Source organism: Ruegeria sp. CI8, from assembly GCF_056536865.1.
Genome location: NZ_JBQFQL010000001.1, coordinates 1,708,745 through 1,724,301, shown reverse-complemented (window position 1 = coordinate 1,724,301; position 15,557 = coordinate 1,708,745). Strand labels below are relative to the sequence as shown.

At 61.2% G+C, this 15,557-nt stretch carries 19 protein-coding genes; 7 read left to right on the top strand and 12 right to left on the bottom strand.

All coding sequences use genetic code 11. The features are described 5' to 3' along the window. Positions 1 to 19: 19 nt before the first annotated feature. From ACR0DA_RS08510 to secG, 10 genes are all read right to left on the bottom strand, one after another. Positions 20 to 826, bottom strand: coding sequence for an ABC transporter permease (locus ACR0DA_RS08510; RefSeq protein WP_170358529.1), 807 nt, complete (start codon positions 824 to 826; stop codon positions 20 to 22). Next, positions 823 to 1,710, bottom strand: a complete 888-nt coding sequence (locus ACR0DA_RS08505) for an ABC transporter permease (RefSeq protein WP_170358530.1) — start codon at positions 1,708 to 1,710, stop codon at positions 823 to 825. The genes ACR0DA_RS08510 and ACR0DA_RS08505 overlap by 4 nt, the downstream gene beginning before the upstream one ends. An 80-nt stretch (positions 1,711 to 1,790) precedes the next feature. Further along, entirely contained in the window at positions 1,791 to 2,540 is a 750-nt protein-coding gene (locus tag ACR0DA_RS08500) for a transporter substrate-binding domain-containing protein (protein WP_093962541.1), read from the bottom strand. A 32-nt stretch (positions 2,541 to 2,572) separates the two neighbouring features. After that, positions 2,573 to 3,349 carry an ABC transporter ATP-binding protein gene (locus ACR0DA_RS08495; protein ID WP_093962540.1) on the bottom strand — a complete coding sequence of 259 codons (777 nt, stop codon included), beginning with the start codon at positions 3,347 to 3,349 and terminating at the stop codon, positions 2,573 to 2,575. Positions 3,350 to 3,477: 128 nt separating this feature from the next. After that, positions 3,478 to 4,221, bottom strand: a complete 744-nt coding sequence (locus tag ACR0DA_RS08490; protein ID WP_480753921.1) for a phosphate/phosphite/phosphonate ABC transporter substrate-binding protein — start codon at positions 4,219 to 4,221, stop codon at positions 3,478 to 3,480. A 5-nt stretch (positions 4,222 to 4,226) separates the two neighbouring features. Then, complete coding sequence (locus tag ACR0DA_RS08485; protein ID WP_093962539.1) at positions 4,227 to 4,664, bottom strand: tellurite resistance TerB family protein; 438 nt, start codon at positions 4,662 to 4,664, stop codon at positions 4,227 to 4,229. 20 nt (positions 4,665 to 4,684) lie between these two features. Beyond that, positions 4,685 to 5,134 (bottom strand): tellurite resistance TerB family protein, encoded by a 450-nt coding sequence (locus ACR0DA_RS08480; protein ID WP_170340012.1) that lies wholly within the window; start codon positions 5,132 to 5,134, stop codon positions 4,685 to 4,687. Between the two features lie 39 nt (positions 5,135 to 5,173). Then, positions 5,174 to 5,467, bottom strand: coding sequence for a DUF1330 domain-containing protein (locus tag ACR0DA_RS08475; RefSeq protein ID WP_170363112.1), 294 nt, complete (start codon positions 5,465 to 5,467; stop codon positions 5,174 to 5,176). An 80-nt stretch (positions 5,468 to 5,547) separates the two neighbouring features. Next, positions 5,548 to 7,191 (bottom strand): CTP synthase, encoded by a 1,644-nt coding sequence (locus ACR0DA_RS08470; protein WP_093963011.1) that lies wholly within the window; start codon positions 7,189 to 7,191, stop codon positions 5,548 to 5,550. Positions 7,192 to 7,351: 160 nt separating this feature from the next. Continuing rightward, positions 7,352 to 7,717, bottom strand: coding sequence for a preprotein translocase subunit SecG (gene secG / locus ACR0DA_RS08465; RefSeq protein ID WP_093962537.1), 366 nt, complete (start codon positions 7,715 to 7,717; stop codon positions 7,352 to 7,354). Between the two features lie 150 nt (positions 7,718 to 7,867). Here secG and nthA point away from each other — a divergent pair, with 150 nt between their 5' ends. The 6 genes from nthA (at position 7,868) to ACR0DA_RS08435 (ending at position 12,035) form a co-directional block, all read left to right on the top strand. Continuing rightward, the gene (gene nthA / locus ACR0DA_RS08460; RefSeq protein WP_480753595.1) at positions 7,868 to 8,482 is read left to right on the top strand and encodes a nitrile hydratase subunit alpha; all 615 of its coding nucleotides are present in this window, start codon (positions 7,868 to 7,870) and stop codon (positions 8,480 to 8,482) included. Then, positions 8,479 to 9,156 carry a nitrile hydratase subunit beta gene (gene nthB / locus ACR0DA_RS08455; RefSeq protein WP_170435017.1) on the top strand — a complete coding sequence of 226 codons (678 nt, stop codon included), beginning with the start codon at positions 8,479 to 8,481 and terminating at the stop codon, positions 9,154 to 9,156. The genes nthA and nthB overlap by 4 nt, the downstream gene beginning before the upstream one ends. Continuing rightward, complete coding sequence (locus ACR0DA_RS08450) at positions 9,153 to 9,479, top strand: nitrile hydratase accessory protein (RefSeq protein WP_480753594.1); 327 nt, start codon at positions 9,153 to 9,155, stop codon at positions 9,477 to 9,479. Before nthB ends, ACR0DA_RS08450 begins: the two co-directional genes overlap by 4 nt. 218 nt (positions 9,480 to 9,697) lie before the next feature. Beyond that, on the top strand, positions 9,698 to 10,993 hold the full coding sequence (locus tag ACR0DA_RS08445) for an adenylosuccinate synthase (protein ID WP_170449436.1): 1,296 nt from the start codon (positions 9,698 to 9,700) through the stop codon (positions 10,991 to 10,993). Continuing rightward, positions 10,993 to 11,235, top strand: coding sequence for a DUF2842 domain-containing protein (locus tag ACR0DA_RS08440; RefSeq protein ID WP_093962533.1), 243 nt, complete (start codon positions 10,993 to 10,995; stop codon positions 11,233 to 11,235). The genes ACR0DA_RS08445 and ACR0DA_RS08440 overlap by 1 nt, the downstream gene beginning before the upstream one ends. 86 nt (positions 11,236 to 11,321) lie before the next feature. After that, positions 11,322 to 12,035 (top strand): porin family protein, encoded by a 714-nt coding sequence (locus tag ACR0DA_RS08435; RefSeq protein ID WP_170446656.1) that lies wholly within the window; start codon positions 11,322 to 11,324, stop codon positions 12,033 to 12,035. A 69-nt stretch (positions 12,036 to 12,104) separates the two neighbouring features. On the opposite strand, the gene ACR0DA_RS08430 is transcribed toward ACR0DA_RS08435, so the two are convergent. After that, positions 12,105 to 13,859, bottom strand: coding sequence for a hypothetical protein (locus tag ACR0DA_RS08430; protein ID WP_480753592.1), 1,755 nt, complete (start codon positions 13,857 to 13,859; stop codon positions 12,105 to 12,107). A 124-nt stretch (positions 13,860 to 13,983) separates the two neighbouring features. Between ACR0DA_RS08430 and ACR0DA_RS08425 the strand changes: the two genes are divergently transcribed. Further along, positions 13,984 to 14,691 (top strand): thiamine diphosphokinase, encoded by a 708-nt coding sequence (locus ACR0DA_RS08425; protein WP_480753591.1) that lies wholly within the window; start codon positions 13,984 to 13,986, stop codon positions 14,689 to 14,691. Here ACR0DA_RS08425 and ACR0DA_RS08420 read toward each other — a convergent pair. After that, positions 14,636 to 15,550 carry a DMT family transporter gene (locus ACR0DA_RS08420; RefSeq protein WP_170372224.1) on the bottom strand — a complete coding sequence of 305 codons (915 nt, stop codon included), beginning with the start codon at positions 15,548 to 15,550 and terminating at the stop codon, positions 14,636 to 14,638. The genes ACR0DA_RS08425 and ACR0DA_RS08420 overlap by 56 nt on opposite strands. Positions 15,551 to 15,557: the final 7 nt, after the last annotated feature.

Below are 15,557 nucleotides of genomic sequence, written 5' to 3'. Positions count from 1 at the left end.
AGTTGAAGGGCTTGGCGCCTTAGCGCGCCAAGTTCAGGCGGAACCGCATCTTGGCCTTGCGCGCCACCGGCAGGTGCCGGTTCAGCCGCTTGTTGATCAGGCCGAACACGCCCACGATCACCAGTGTCAGCAGGATGAAATAGAACGCCAGGATCGGGTAGGGAACGAACGGGTTGAACGTCTTGTCGGCGAAATAGCTGGCATAGTACAGCGCGTCCCCGCGTTGCTGCCAGGCCGGAAAGGCCGAGAAGAAGACCAGCGTTGTGGCATGGAACAGGAAAATCGCCTCGTTCGTGTAGGCGGGCCAGGCCAACCGCAGCATGGTGGGCCACACGATCCGGCGGAAGCGCGACCAACCCGACATGCCATAGGCATCGGCGGCCTCGATATCTCCCTTGGGGATCGACCGCAGCGCGCCATAGAAGATCTCGCCCGAATAGGCGGCGGTGTTCAGGAACAACACGATCAGCGCCCCCAGCCAAGCCGAGGTGAAGGCGTCGAACATCGGGTAGGTCTTCTTGAGCGACAGGAACAAGAAGTAGGCAAAGAAGAACTGGATGAACAGCGGCGAGCCGCGGAAGATGAAGATGAACCACTCGGACGGTTTGCGCAGCCACTTGCGGCTGGACGCCTTGCCCAGGGCCACGGCCGTGGCCAGGAAGAACCCGGTGGCCAGCGCCATCACGCCGAAATAGATGTTCCAGATCATCCCTGAACCGATCAGGGTGAACTGTTCGCACAGGGTGAAATCGCTGCGCGGCAGCAGGCGCTCGCCAAACCCGATCGAACGCAGGCCGTAATCCTGGATGGTCTGCAGGCAGCTCATGCGGTGGTCTCCTTGCGCAGCAGCTCTCCGCCCGATGTGGCCTGGCCATGCGACAGGCGGCGCATCAGCCGTTCGAGGCCGATCTCGGAAACGCGGGTCATGCCAAGGTAGAAAACCAGCAGGAACAGGAAGTACCACATGCGCCAGTCGCCATGCGGATAGGCGGTGAATTTCGAGGTCTTGGTGCCGCCCAGCTCGCGCGCCCAATAGACGATGTCCTCGACCCCCAGCAGGAACAGCAGGGGCGTGGCCTTGATCAGCACCATCCAAAGGTTCGATAGGCCCGGCAGGGCATAGACCCACATCTGCGGCACGAGAATGCGCCAGAAGGTCTGGCGGCGGGTCATGCCATAGGCCTCGGCGGTTTCAAGCTGCGCAAGCGGCACGGCGCGCATACCGCCGAACAGAACGTTGGCGGCGAAGGCACCGAACACGATCGAGAAGGTGATGACGGCCAGGAAAAAGCCGTAGGTTTCGTGCACCCATTCCGGTGCGGTGCCCAGCGGCAGCTTGGCCTGGGGGCAGACGAGGAAATCGTTGCCCTGGCGGATCGGATCGGTCCAGTCGGGACACAGCACCTGATGCCGCATCCACTCGAACCCCTGGTCCAGGGCGATCACGAAAAACAGGAAAAACGCAATGTCGGGCACACCGCGCACGATGGCGATATAGCCCTTGCCCAGCCAACCGAGTGGCGGGACATGCGACCGCGCCGCCATGGCCCCCGCAAAGCCGAAAGCCAACGCCACCGGGGCCGTCACCGCCAGCAAGGCCAGAACCTTGATGAACGACAGGTAGAACGACCAGTGCACGCCGTTGGTCAGATAGCATGAAAACCAGCGGAACGTGCCGAGCGTGTCGGGATCAGCGCAGTAGGAAAACATGGGGCGTCTTTCGAACGTCGGGTCCGGCGCGGGCCGGGGTGGGTTCGGCGCGCGTGGCGCCGAACCGCAGGACCGGATGCTTAGTTGGTGACGACCGAGCCGTCAGGTGCGTAAGTGGCGGTGTCTTCACCAAACCACTTTTTCAGCATCTCGTTCAGGGTGCCGTCCTCTTTCATCGAGGTGATGGCGGCATCGAACTTGCCGCGCAGTTCGGCATCGCTTTCGCGCAGGCCCATGCCGACGCCACCGCCCAGCGGGACCGGATCGCCGACAAAGACCAGTTCGCCATTCGATTCCTCGACCAGCGGCACCAGGTAGTCGCGGTCGGCCAGAACGGCATCAGCCTCACCGTTGCGCACGGCGGCGATGGTTTCTTCGGGCGTCGCGAACTCAACCAGAGTTGCGCCCGACTCGGCCACGTGGCCGGCCTGGATGGTGGCGGTCTGTGCGGCGACCACACCGCCGGTCACGTCAGCATCCGCCGAGGTTGCGACATAGGCCGACGCGGTAGGCGGATAGTAGTCCTGGGTGAAGTCGATGACCTCATCACGCTCGGCCGTGATCGACATGCCCGCGATGATGGTGTCGTAGTTGCCCGAGACCAGGTTCGGAATGATCGAATCCCAGTCGTTCTTGACCCATTCGCATTCCAGCTGGGCGCGTTTGCACAACTCGTCGCCGACCTCACGCTCGAAGCCGTCGATCTCGCCGGCGTCGTTGATGAAGTTGTACGGAGGATAGGCGCCCTCGGTGCCCATGCGGACCGTGTCGGCCATGGCCATACCAGCGCCAAGCGCCAGCGCTGCAGTGGTCAGAATCAGGTTTTTCATTGGTAACTCCCCTGTTTGGTTCTGTCCTGATTTTATGCCGCCTTTGTGGCGGAGAGAAAGCCCCGAAGCCTTTCGGATTCGGCAGCAGTGAAAATATCTTCGGGCGAGCCTTCTTCTTCAATCAGGCCCTGGTGCAGAAACACCACGTGGCTTGAGATGTCGGCGGCCATCTGCATGTCGTGCGTGACGATGATCATGGTGCGGCCTTCCGCGGCCAGATCCTTGATCACCTTGATCACTTCCTGTTCCAGCTCGGGATCGAGTGCCGAGGTCGGCTCGTCGAACAGCAGCGCCTCGGGCTCCATGCACAGGCCTCGCGCGATCGCGGCGCGTTGTTGCTGGCCGCCCGACAGTTGCGCGGGATAGGCGTCGCATTTGTCGCCGATGCCAACCTTGTCCAGGTATTTGCGGGCGCTGTCCTCGACCTCATGCCGGTCACGGCCCAGCACGGTGATCGGGGCTTCCATCACGTTCTGCAGGATGGTCATGTGAGCCCAAAGGTTGAACTGCTGGAACACCATCGACAGGTTGGTACGGATGCGCAGCACCTGTTTGGGATCGGCGGGGCGGCGGTGATCACGGGTTCCGGTCCAGCGCACCGGCTCACCTTTGAACAGGATCTCGCCCTCCTGGCTGTCTTCCAGCAGGTTGCAGCAGCGCAGCAGGGTGGATTTGCCCGACCCGGATGATCCGATCAGCGACACCACGTCGCCGCGATGGGCGGTGATGTCCACTCCTTTGAGGACTTCGAGATTGCCAAAGCTTTTGTGCAGGTTCTTGATCTCGATGACGGGAGTGCTGTCTGTCACGGGTCGTCCTGGTGTTGTTGATTGCGTTGGTGCGGTACTAGGGCCGAAAAACAAGAGCAATGCAATGTGCAAATGACAAGTTCAAGTCCCGAAACCTCCGATTCGGCCACGGTCAGTGGTCAAATTGGTCAGCTTTCAGGCAGCAAAGCCGCAGGCGATGGCGGGTTGGGAACGGCCAGGTAGAGATCATCTGCAATGTCGATCAACCCGCGGATGTGCAGCGCTGCCCGATCAGCCGGGGAAAGGTCTGAGATCGCGGCGCGAACCGCAGAGGCGACCAGGCCCGGATCGCGCTTGATCGCGGTGATGTAGGGCAACGCCGGGGTGGGGCGCGTGATTGCCACTTGGCGCAGGCGCTTGCTCAGATCGGTATGCTCTTGCAGCAGCACCCATGTAAGCGCGTCCAGCGATGCGAAATCGGCATGTCCATCGGCCACGGCCTGCGCCGACAAAGCGTGTCCACCGGTTTCCAGCAGGCGCGCCGGAGCAAGGCCCAGTTCGGACAGATGCGTGACCGGCGCGGCCCAACCCGATTGGGACAGCGCCTCGTTAAAAGCAAAAAAACCGGCCGCCAGTTCAGGCAGATCGCGCGCGTCTTCAGCGCGGGCCACGAAAACCGAGCAGTAGTGTCCCCGCGGACAGCCCGGCAGGTCATAATCTGGAGTGCCGACCAGATGCACCTTGCCGTGCAGGCGCGTGCGATAAGGCATGCCGCAGGTCTGGGCAAAGACAAGGTCAGGGTCCTGCCAGATCTCCCAGAAATCGCGATCACGGGTCAGATGGTTCGGACCTTCGCCCAAATGTGCGCGAATCAAACTCCAAAAGCGATCGTTGGCCGGTTGCAAAGCGGGCATGTCGTACATGCCCAGCATCGCCGTCACGATTTGGCGGCCTTCTGCCGGGCTAGAGCTGAATCCACGTCGCTGACGCCCAGGAGGCTGACGACCAGCCGCAGCAGCGAGTCCTCGTCCTGCGAGCGCTGACCGTCAGCCAGCGCCACCGACCACAGCGCCTGAACCACGCCGAGGCGATGGTCGTACGGCACCGCATCCTTGATGGCACGGGTAAAGCGGACGGTATCAGGGGCCTCGGCCTCCAGATCTTCGGCCTGGGCGCGCAGCCCTGCGGCCTCGAACGGGGACAGGCCGTAGCGCTCGGCCAGAACCTTGTCGATGCGCGACATCTCGGTATCGGCATAGTCATCATCGGACCGAGCGAGGCGAACCAGCAGGGCGGCCAAGGCCAGCCGGGCGTCGTCATCGGTCAGTGGGTCGGGCTGCGGCTGGGTCAGCCGGGACAGGAAGGCGTTGAACATGGCCTAGATATAGCGGCCACTCAGCCCGCGTCCAAGCGGCTTTGCACCCGTTCGCGCGCGGCTTGGCTGTCATTGTAGCTGAGGCCCATGGCGATACGCGCTTCTTCGACGATCTTGATCTCGCCCTCGTCCGAATTGCCGTCGGCCAGCACAACCTCCCAAAGGGCCTCCATCGCGGCCAGACGTTCGTGCAAATCCGTCGTTTCGCGGATCAGTTTGCCGAACGTATCCGTGTCGGGGGCTGCGGCGTGCAGCTTCTCGCAGGTGGCGCGGACCTTGGCGGCTTCGATCGCGTTGTGCTGGTACAGCCGTGCCAGGATGCGGTCGATCAGGCTGATTTCCTCGATCTTGTAGTCGCGGTCGGCCTGCGCAACACGCACCAGCAAAGCGCCAAGCGCCAGTTCCGCATCGGGGTCCGGCAGCGTGGTCTGCTGAGGAGGGCGCAAAGCCTGCAGGAAGTTCTTTAGCAGTGGCATTGGGGAATCCGTATTTCTGTCACCGTGTCCGTGCTAGGCGTCATACCCTTCGATGATCACCAGATCACCGGATGAAACTGGATCGCGCAAGGCTTTTGCCTTTTGGTACAGGTCGCTTTCATAGCAGGCCAGGGCGGCCTCGTAGCTGGGAAATTCGATAACGACGGTTCGCGCCCGCGCTGCGCCTTCCCGCACCTGCCGATCTCCACCGCGGACCAGAAAACGGGCACCGTATTCGGCAAAAGCCTCGCCATTGGCAGCGATGTAGGTCTTGTAGGTCTCCATGTCGTCTACATCGACATGGGCCACCCAGTATCCTTTGCTCACGCGGTCTGCTCCTTTTGTCCGTTCCGGCTCAAACTGAACCGGAACGCTTTGCAAAGCAAGACCAAGCGGTACAGTCCGCTTCAGACCAGACGCGACGTGTCCTTGGCCGCGCGAACGAAGTCGCGGAACAACGGGTGCGGATCGAAAGGTTTGGATTTCAGTTCCGGGTGGTACTGCACGCCGATGAACCACGGGTGATCCGACCATTCGACGATCTCGGGCAGGCGTCCGTCGGGTGACATCCCCGAGAAGTTCAAACCCGCTTTCTCAAGCTGTTCGCGATACTTGGTGTCCACCTCATAGCGGTGGCGGTGTCGTTCTTCGATCTGGGTGCTGCCATAGACCTCGGCAACTTTCGAGCCTTCGGTCAGAACCGCGTTGTAGGCACCCAGACGCATGGTGCCGCCCTTGTCGTCACCAACCTTGCGTTCGATCTTGGCGTTGCCCTGAACCCATTCCTTGAGGTGATAGACCACCGGTTCAAAGCGTTTTTTGCCGGCCTCGTGGTCGAATTCCTCGGACCCCGCGCCGGAAATGCCGGCCACGTTGCGCGCGGCCTCGATCACTGCCATCTGCATGCCCAGACAGATGCCCAGATACGGCACCTTGTGTTCGCGGGCATATTGCGCAGCCTTGATCTTGCCTTCGGTGCCGCGCTCGCCAAAACCGCCGGGCACCAGAATGGCATGGAACCCTTCCAGATGCGGGCCGGGGTCTTCGGTGTCAAAGATCTCGGCATCGACCCACTCAACCTTGACCCGGACGCGATTGGCCATGCCGCCATGGGTCAGCGCCTCGGCTATGGACTTATAGGCGTCTTCCAGCTGGGTGTACTTTCCGACGATGGCGACCTTCACTTCGCCCTCGGCGTTGTGGATGCGGTCGCTGACGTCTTCCCACTTCGACAGGTCGGGCTTGGGCGCTGGGCTGATCTGGAATGCGTCGAGCACGGCCTGATCGAGACCTTCGCGGTGATAGGCCAGCGGCGCGTCGTAAATGGTCGAGAGATCTTGCGCGGCGATCACCGCGTCGGGGCGCACGTTGCAGAACAGGGCCAGCTTTTCGCGCTCTTTCTGCGGAATCGGTCCTTCGGAACGGCAGACCAGGATGTCGGGTGCCAGGCCGATCGATCGCAGTTCCTTGACCGAGTGCTGGGTGGGCTTGGTCTTCAGCTCGCCAGAGGCCTTGATGTAAGGCAACAGGGTCAGGTGCATGAAAATGCACTGGCCGCGCGGTTTGTCCTGACTGAACTGACGGATGGCTTCAAAGAAGGGCAGGCCTTCGATGTCGCCCACGGTGCCGCCGATCTCGCACAGCATGAAATCGACCTCATCCTCACCGATGGCGATGAAGTCCTTGATCTCGTTGGTCACGTGCGGGATCACCTGAATGGTCTTGCCAAGATAGTCGCCGCGGCGTTCCTTTTCCAGAACGTTTGAATAGATCCGCCCCGAACTGACCGAGTCGGTCTTTCGTGCGGCAACACCTGTGAAGCGTTCGTAGTGTCCCAGGTCCAGGTCGGTCTCGGCTCCGTCGTCGGTGACGAAAACTTCACCGTGTTCGAACGGCGACATCGTGCCCGGATCGACATTCAGGTAGGGATCCAGCTTGCGCAGCCGAACCGAGTATCCCCGAGCCTGCAGAAGCGAACCCAGAGCAGCGGACGCCAGCCCTTTGCCCAAGGATGAAACAACACCACCAGTGATGAAAATAAATCGCGCCATGTTTCTTCGGCTGCCCCCGTGAGACGTCAACATCAACTGCCCGGCGGTTCGAAAAAACCGCAGCATCACGGGACTTCACGTATAAAGGATTCGCGCAAAAAGCGCAAGAGAACCGCAAGATGCTGTTGTGGTTCTCTTTCAGATTTCTAGGTTTTGTGGATCAGTCGGCCTGTGGGATCAGCGGCGCGTTGTCGCCCTGCGCCGGCGGCAGCAGGTCCTCGGCCGAAGGAACAGCAGGTGTGCTCTCTTCGGTCGCGTCCTGAGCCGGAACGCCAAGTCGGTCGATGACCGAGCTTCCAGCCGATTTTTCCGCGGCAAGAATCGTCAGGGTGATCGAGGTGACGATGAAGCAGGCTGCAAGGATCCAGGTCACCTTTGCCAGTGCCGTCGTTGCCGAACGTCCTGCAATGGCGCCACCACCGCCGCCACCCATGCCCAGGCCACCGCCTTCGGACCGCTGCAGCAGAACAACGGCGATCAGGCCCAAAGCCAAAAGAAGGTGGATGATTAGAACGACGTTTTCCATGGTGTTCCTGTGCGGCGTGGCGTGTATCGCCGGGTACTTAAGCAAGTTTGAGGCCGGGGGCAAGCCACGAGTTGCCATCACCGCAGGGGATTGTGCCGAACAGGCCAAATGGGGCTGGACACCCGGCGGTGCCTGGCTCAGGCTGCGGCCATGCCACATGACGACCAAGACCACCCGCACGCGTTGCTGCCCCCGGACCCCGCTTTGCGCGTCAAAGCGCTTGAGACGATCCTGACCCGCAAGGGTTTGATCGATCCGGCCGCTCTGGACGAGATCATCGACACCTATCAGAACCGGATCGGTCCGCAGAACGGTGCGAAGGTTGTCGCCAAAGCTTGGTCTGACCCGGACTTCAAACGCGCCCTGCTGGACGACGCTACGCCTGTGCTCTCTGAGATGGGGTATTATGGCCGGCAGGGCGAGCATATGGTCGTGGTCGAGAATACTCCCCGGACGCACAACATGGTCGTCTGCACCTTGTGCAGCTGTTACCCATGGCCGCTGTTGGGTATCCCCCCGGGCTGGTACAAATCTGACGCTTACCGCGCCCGAGCCGTGCGCGAGCCGCGCCGCGTCCTGGCTGAGTTCGGAGTTGAACTGCCCGAAGGTACCACGGTTCGTGTCTGGGATTCGACTGCCGAAGTACGGTATCTGGTCTTGCCCATGCGCCCAGAAGGCACTGACGGTTTGAGCGAAGAGGACTTGGCCGCGCTGGTCACGCGCGACAGCATGATCGGCACGGGTTTGCCGAAGGTGTCGGCATGACCCGTGTCCACGACATGGGCGGGCGGTTCGGTGACGGGCCGGTACGCCCCGAGCCTGAGGACGCGCCGGTTTTTGCCGAAGGCTGGCACGCGCGGGCCCTTGCCGTGACGCTGGCTGCGGGCGCGTTGGGCCAATGGAACATCGACACGTCGCGCCATGCGCGGGAAAGGCTGTCCCCCAAGGACTATGCCCGGTTTAGCTATTACGAGAAATGGATTTCGGCCCTGGCCAACCTGTTGATCGAGACCGGGGTTTTGCGGATCGAGGATCTGCGCGGGCAGGGCGTTGACGAGCCACATCCGCTTGCTCCGCGAAAACTGCCGGCAGATGCGGTGGCCAGAGTTCTGGCCAAAGGTGGACCGGCCGATCGCCCGTCGAACATCCCTGCCGCTTTTGAGGTCGGCCAGACCGTTCGCACGCTGCGCCCTTCGGCCAATCGTCTTGTTGAAGGGGGGCACACGCGGCTGCCCGCATACGGAGCGGGCGCGACCGGACGCATTTTGCGGTTTCACGGCACACATGTCTTGCCGGACTCCAGCGCGCATGGTCTGGGTGAAGCGCCCGAGCCGCTTTATGCCGTTGCTTTTCCCGCGTCGGAACTGTGGGCCAATCCCGAACACCCGGACGACGAGGTGATTCTGGATCTCTGGCAAAGCTATCTGGAACCCGCATGAGCATCTGTCCCGATCACAACGCCCCAAGTCCGGTTTTTGAGAGCCCCTGGCACGCTCAGTTGTTTGCGGTGACGGTGGCGTTGAATGAGGCCGGCCGGATTTCCTGGAGCGATTGGGCCGCTCGGTTCTCCGAGACTTTGCGGCGCCACGGGCTGAACCGCGAGCTGGACGGGGGCGACGATTATTTCATGGCATGGCTCGAAACGCTCGAGTCCGTTTTGGCCGAGCAGGAAACGGCATTGCCCGAAGAAATCCACGAAATGCGCGCATCTTGGGAGGAGGCGTATCTAAAGACGCCTCACGGAATGCCGGTGCGCCTGTAGCGCAAGTTGGCTTTCAAGGTGTTGCCCGTTCAGGGCCTTTTCCACGTGTGTTCCCGGCCAGATGAACAACGGCGCGGACTCCGTCCGGTGGCCATGATCCCCGACAAGAGCATTGAGCGTCGGCGCGATTGGTGGCTGCGGCGAATTACCGGTTTCCCTGTTGCCTGCGCCCCGCTATATGGGCCGGGTTTGGTAATTCAGCGCAAAAAGGACCGGATATGGCCAATGTGGTTGTTGTCGGCGCCCAATGGGGTGACGAAGGAAAAGGCAAGATCGTCGACTGGCTCAGCGAGCGGGCAGACGTGATCGCGCGTTTTCAGGGCGGGCACAACGCCGGGCATACGCTGGTCATCGATGGTGAGGTCTACAAGCTGCATGCACTGCCGTCTGGTGTGGTGCGTGGTGGCAAGCTGAGCGTCATCGGCAACGGGGTTGTCCTGGATCCCTGGCATCTGCTGAAAGAGATCGAAACGATCCGCGCGCAAGGCGTCGAGATCACACCTGAAACGCTGATGATTGCGGAAAACACACCCTTGATCCTGCCGATCCACGGCGAGCTGGACCGCGCGCGCGAGGAAGCAGCGAGCAAGGGCACCAAGATTGGCACGACCGGGCGCGGGATCGGCCCGGCCTATGAAGACAAGGTTGGTCGCCGCTCGGTGCGTGTGGCCGATCTTGCGGATGAGGCGACTCTCGAGGCCCGGGTCGATAGGGCGTTGCAACACCACGACCCGCTGCGCAAGGGTTTGGGTATCGACGCCGTGGATCGTGACACACTGATCGCCCAATTGAAGGAAATCGCGCCGCAGATCCTGCCTTTTGCGGCCCCCGTCTGGAAAGTGCTGAATGAAAAGCGCAAAGCGGGCAAGCGCATCCTGTTCGAAGGCGCTCAGGGTGCATTGCTGGATATCGATTTCGGCACGTATCCGTTTGTGACCTCGTCAAACGTGATTGCAGGGCAGGCGGCGACGGGCGTGGGGATCGGTCCGGGGTCGATCGACTTCGTTCTGGGTATCGTGAAGGCCTACACCACCCGTGTCGGCGAAGGCCCGTTTCCGACCGAACTGCACGACGCCGACGGGCAGCGACTGGGAGAGCGCGGACATGAATTCGGCACCACGACAGGCCGCAAACGGCGCTGCGGCTGGTTTGACGCCTGCCTCGTGCGGCAAACCTGCGCCACAAGTGGCGTCAACGGCATTTCCCTGACCAAGCTCGATGTTCTGGACGGGTTCGAGACGCTGAAAATCTGTGTCGCTTACGAACTGGACGGCAAGCGTTTGGACTATTTGCCCACGGCTGCGGATCAGCAGGCGCGGTGCACACCGATCTATGAAGAAATGCCGGGCTGGAGCGAGTCCACCGAAGGAGCGCGCAGCTGGGCAGACTTGCCGGCAAACGCCATCAAATATGTCCGCCGGGTGGAAGAACTGATCGAATGCCCGGTGGCGCTGCTGTCTACCAGCCCGGAGCGGGACGACACCATCCTGGTGACCGACCCGTTTGCCGACTGATGGCAGGCGCGGACAAACCCGGCCTCAGCTACAAGGCCCGCAGGCGGTGGTCGCTGGTTCTGTTGCTGGTGGGGCTGCCGCTGTACATTGTGGCGGTGGTCACCATCGTGAACTGGCTGGACCGACCATCAATCCTGGTCGAACTGCTGGTCTATGTGGTTTTGGGTGTTCTGTGGGCGCTGCCATTCAAATTTGTGTTTCGTGGCGTTGGCAAAGAAGACCCGGATCAAGATCAGCAATAGACCGGACCGTTGTAAGAAACCTGCCGACGTGACAGGCTTGTCCGAAAAACAGTTTCGGTAAGCACAAGTCGGCAGGTGGATCCTTGATGAAAAATGCTGTTTTGGTCACATTGACCAGTCTCGCAACCCTGAGTTCAGGCGCCGTCTGGGCTGATGATTGGGAGTTCGTCATTGCCCCTTATCTCTGGGGGCCGGATTTCAGAACCTCTCTGGACATTGGGCCGAACCCTCCGGTTGATGGCAGCAAATCCATCTTCGACATTCTAAACAGTGCTTTCCTGATCGCGGGCGAGGCCCGGAAAGGGCGTTGGACGATCGGAGGCGAGTTCAACTATCTGAATTTGGGCGACACCGTTTCCATCGGACCGTTCAGCAACGCCGCGAGCTGGGAGCTGGACGGGATCATGACCTCGCTCGCGGGCAGCTACGCGGTGGCAGAGGACAGCCGGTCCCGAATTGAGGTGCTGGGCGGGCTGCGCCATTGGGATCTTGATCTGTCGACAACCGTAGCCGGTTTCACGGCAAGCACTGACCAAAGCTGGACAGATCCAATCATTGGGGCACGATACTCTCGCGCGCTGAATGAGCGTTGGAAGCTTGCGGCCATGGGCAACATCGGTGGTTTTGGCTATGGGTCGAAATTCCAGTGGGAAGCCCTCGTTCAAGCCAATTGGAGCTGGACCGAGACCATCGATGTTGCAGCCGGCTACCGTCATCTGAGCGTTGATTTTGAGGACGGCCGCAACGTTGTCGATCTTATACTTACTGGCCCATACGTGGCGTTGGCGTTCAAGTTCTGAGCTTTTTCGTAAAATGCAAAAAAGGCCGGAGAGGATCTCCGGCCTGTCTTGGGCAGTTGGGGGGTCTTGTCAGCCCGCGGCGCGCTTGTCGTCGGGGCGGAAGCCGATCTGGTTCGAGGCGGCAAAGCGCCCTCCGCCGGCTTTTTCGATCTTTCCATCGCGCAGAAGCTGGCCGAACGAGCGCAAGCTTTCTTCGCGGTTGAACTCATCCTGCTTGAGTGAACGCACCTTGTTCATCAGCTGCGGACGCGAGAACTGCTCCTGACCTTCGATGAAAGACAGGTAGGCCGCCGCCGCCTCCAGCAGGTCGGGCAGGGATTGTGCGCCCTGCTCCTGAGCGAAATGGGCAAAGCCGCCTTCTTCGGATGGGTCGTCGTCTTGTGCTGCGGTCACGCGGCGCGGGGTGACCGGACCGGCGTCCGCGTCCTGCGTATCGATGCGCTGCTCGGCAACTAGCTTGAGCGGCGCGGCCGTATCCGACTCGGGGCGCATGCTGGTGACATGGATTTCGGGACGACGGGGGCTGACGACCGAGGCCAGGTCTCCACGATATTTCTGGTTTTCGTCCTCATCCGCATCGCGGGCCTTGCCGCCTTCAGCTTCGGTGGCTGCTACAGCTGTGCGCAGGTGGGAATAAGTTTCCCGCTTGTCCGAAGTGGCCGGGTCGTCCATTTGGGCGTCGGCCTTCTCCATCAGGCGCAACACGTCCGAGTCCACGTCCTGAGGCTTGTTTGCGTCGCGTTTCGAGCGCGCATCCATTTCCGCCTCGATTTCCGAGATCTCACCCAGGATGCTCTCTTCGTCTTCGGCGGTCAGGACGCCGTCTTCCGCGAGTTCAGAGACTTCCCCATCGGCATCTTCGGGCTGATCACCCAGAATGTTGAGGATGTCGTCAGCCTCGGGCTCCGAGTCGGTGTCCTCTTCAAGATCCGCGAAGAGAATCTCGGACGAGGTTTCTTCATCACTGGCGGACTTGTCGTCTTCGGACGTTTCTTCCGCTGCGGCTTCCTCAGCCTCTTCCAGATCAGCTTCAACTTCCGGAGCATCCTCGGCGCCTTCATCATCCTCCGCTACAACCTCAGCCTCCGCTTCGACTTCCGGTGCTGCCTGGAATTCTTCTTCCGCTTCGAATTCGACCGCTGCCTGAGGTTCTTCCTCGGCCAGGTCGACAAACGGGTCCGTGGGCTGTTGTGTGGCCTCTACCGGAGCATCTTCCTGTATCACCTCTTCAGTTGCATCCAGATCGTCGGGGCTGAGCGCTCCGGCTTCGAATGCGGCCGAGATGGCGTCAATCTGGGGCTCGGGCGACGCTAGAAAACCGCTGTCTTCGTCTTCGCTGTAGGCGGGGGGCGTCTGGTCATTATGCGAGACGACCGCGCGGATGCGCTGCAGCTTGGCGGCGATGCTGTCGGCGCCTTGGGGGGCTGCGGATTCGACTGGCTCGGCATCGGCAAAGAATGCGGCAGCACCAGCCGCCGGTGCTGTGTCGACCACGCTCAGGTCAGGGCTGGCGGGCGCCGGTGTGCTAGCTGCGGGTGCGGGTTGTTGCGGGGCCGCATCATGGGCTTCGTCCGTGGCGCGCAGCAGCAGTCCGGTGTCGTTTTGCTTGGCTTCCACGCGGCGCGAAGCGTCACGCTGAGCGATACGGGTCAACATTTCTGCGTCTGGTTGCGGAGGCTCGGAGCCGAAATACCTGTCATCCGCGGCAAGATCGCGGAAGTATTCGGCAATCGCCTTCATCGTCTCAAAGGAATCGTCAAAGCCTTCCAAAGTGCATGAGAAGGTTCCGTAGGAAACGGTCAATACCTTGTTGTTCTGTACCATCAGACGCACGTCCTCTACAAACTACACAGAGCCAACCCGCGCGACGCTGGGCGCGTCTGTCAGCTCGAACCTGTTCTAAAGAACCTATCATTTTGTGGTCTCAATGTGTCCAAAAGCGGGAAAAATGGTCAATCTTGGAAAAAACGGCGAAATTGTTCATTCCAAAAGACCAATTGCCCTGTTCGGAGGAGGGGAAATCGGCCCCGATGACCTGAATCTGGCGCTGAATCGCGTCAACGGCGCGGTAGCTGCGGATGGCGGGGCCGCCGCATTGATCGATTCGGAGCGCGTTCCGGATGCGGTGATCGGCGACTTCGATTCGTTGGAACACGCCTATCTTGCACGGATACCAGAGGACCGTTTGTTTCCGATCCGGGAACAGGACAGCACTGATTTCGACAAAGCCCTGCGCAATATCCGAGCGCCGCTGGTCTTGGGCGTCGGGTTTCTCGGAGGTCGGCTGGACCACCAGTTGGCGGTGCTCAATACGCTGGTTTGCCACCAAGACAGGCCGTGCGTCCTGCTGGGCGCACGCGAAGTGGTCTTTCACGCCCCGCCCAGCATATCACTGTCGCTCACGCCGGGCGACACAGTGTCATTGTTTCCATTTCAGCGTGTAACCGGACGCAGTTCGGGGTTGGAATGGCCGATCGACGGTCTGGTGCTTGAGCCGGACGGGCGGGTCGGAACATCGAACCGTGCGCTGGCTCAGGTTGCCCTCGAGGTCGACGGACCTGGGTTGTTGGTCATGGTGCCGCGCGATGCTCTTGATGCTGTCATGCGGGCGTTTGCGTCGGCGCAGACCGGGCACTGGCCCGCTCGCGCAGGATGACATAAAGCCCGGCCGCGATCGTGATGGCGATCCCCAGGGCCGCCAGGCCGTTTGGCAGATCGTGAAAGATGAGCCAGCCGATCAACGTCGCCACCGGAATCTCCAGATATTGCATCGGCGCCAGCGTTGCCGAAGGCGCGAACCGAAGCGCCCATGTCATCAGCAGATGTGCCACGGTTCCCAGAACACCGATCGCCAACAGCAACCAATGAGCGTTGTCTTGCGGCAGGGTCAATGCCAGATCCGGAAGACCTGTCAGGGCCCCGATCGCAAGCACTGGAGCCAGGACCGCGGTGGCCAGCAGCCCTGACACAGCCTGCAGGGCAATTGGATCGGTTTCTTTGGCAATCTGCCGGGTCACCAGCATGAACAGGGCAAAGACGACAGCCACGATCAGCGGCAAAAGGGCCGGAGCACCAACCTCGGCAAAGCTGGGTTGGATGACCAGCAACGTGCCAGCAAAACCGACAATGCAGGCGATCAGACGACGATGCCCGACTTCTTCACCCAGCACATACTTGCCCAGCAGCAGCATGATGAATGGCATGACAAAGGCGATGGCGACGGCATCGGCCAGCGGCAGATATTGCAGCGCACTGAACATCGCGGCTATTCCGACAATGTGCAGTAGAGTGCGCAGCACGGTCAGCCGCAGCACGCGCCCGCGCATTCGCCAGGTCCGACCCGTCAGCGCCACCAGCGGGATCAGGATGGCCGCCTGCACCGCAAAACGCACCAGCACAAGAACGCCAAGCGGAGTGGTTTCTCCCAACAGCTTGGCCAAGGCATCGCCCAGCGGTGCAAGCACGCAGAAACCAAGCATCAAAACGATGCCGAAGACGGGACGATCCTGTGTCATGGGCGCG

Bases quoted from the DNA above. Each gene is read 5' to 3' on its own strand.
- ACR0DA_RS08450 (WP_480753594.1), top strand. From the start codon at position 9,153: ATGAGCATCTGTCCCGATCACAACGCCCCAAGTCCGGTTTTTGAGAGC.
- ACR0DA_RS08510 (WP_170358529.1), bottom strand. From the start codon at position 826: ATGAGCTGCCTGCAGACCATCCAGGATTACGGCCTGCGTTCGATCGGG.
- ACR0DA_RS08485 (WP_093962539.1), bottom strand. From the start codon at position 4,664: ATGTTCAACGCCTTCCTGTCCCGGCTGACCCAGCCGCAGCCCGACCCA.
- ACR0DA_RS08430 (WP_480753592.1), bottom strand. From the start codon at position 13,859: ATGGTACAGAACAACAAGGTATTGACCGTTTCCTACGGAACCTTCTCA.
- nthA (WP_480753595.1), top strand. From the start codon at position 7,868: ATGCCACATGACGACCAAGACCACCCGCACGCGTTGCTGCCCCCGGAC.
- ACR0DA_RS08470 (WP_093963011.1), bottom strand. From the start codon at position 7,191: ATGGCGCGATTTATTTTCATCACTGGTGGTGTTGTTTCATCCTTGGGC.
- secG (WP_093962537.1), bottom strand. From the start codon at position 7,717: ATGGAAAACGTCGTTCTAATCATCCACCTTCTTTTGGCTTTGGGCCTG.
- ACR0DA_RS08505 (WP_170358530.1), bottom strand. From the start codon at position 1,710: ATGTTTTCCTACTGCGCTGATCCCGACACGCTCGGCACGTTCCGCTGG.
- ACR0DA_RS08500 (WP_093962541.1), bottom strand. From the start codon at position 2,540: ATGAAAAACCTGATTCTGACCACTGCAGCGCTGGCGCTTGGCGCTGGT.
- ACR0DA_RS08435 (WP_170446656.1), top strand. From the start codon at position 11,322: ATGAAAAATGCTGTTTTGGTCACATTGACCAGTCTCGCAACCCTGAGT.
- ACR0DA_RS08440 (WP_093962533.1), top strand. From the start codon at position 10,993: ATGGCAGGCGCGGACAAACCCGGCCTCAGCTACAAGGCCCGCAGGCGG.
- nthB (WP_170435017.1), top strand. From the start codon at position 8,479: ATGACCCGTGTCCACGACATGGGCGGGCGGTTCGGTGACGGGCCGGTA.
- ACR0DA_RS08490 (WP_480753921.1), bottom strand. From the start codon at position 4,221: ATGCTGGGCATGTACGACATGCCCGCTTTGCAACCGGCCAACGATCGC.
- ACR0DA_RS08420 (WP_170372224.1), bottom strand. From the start codon at position 15,550: ATGACACAGGATCGTCCCGTCTTCGGCATCGTTTTGATGCTTGGTTTC.
- ACR0DA_RS08445 (WP_170449436.1), top strand. From the start codon at position 9,698: ATGGCCAATGTGGTTGTTGTCGGCGCCCAATGGGGTGACGAAGGAAAA.
- ACR0DA_RS08425 (WP_480753591.1), top strand. From the start codon at position 13,984: ATGGTCAATCTTGGAAAAAACGGCGAAATTGTTCATTCCAAAAGACCA.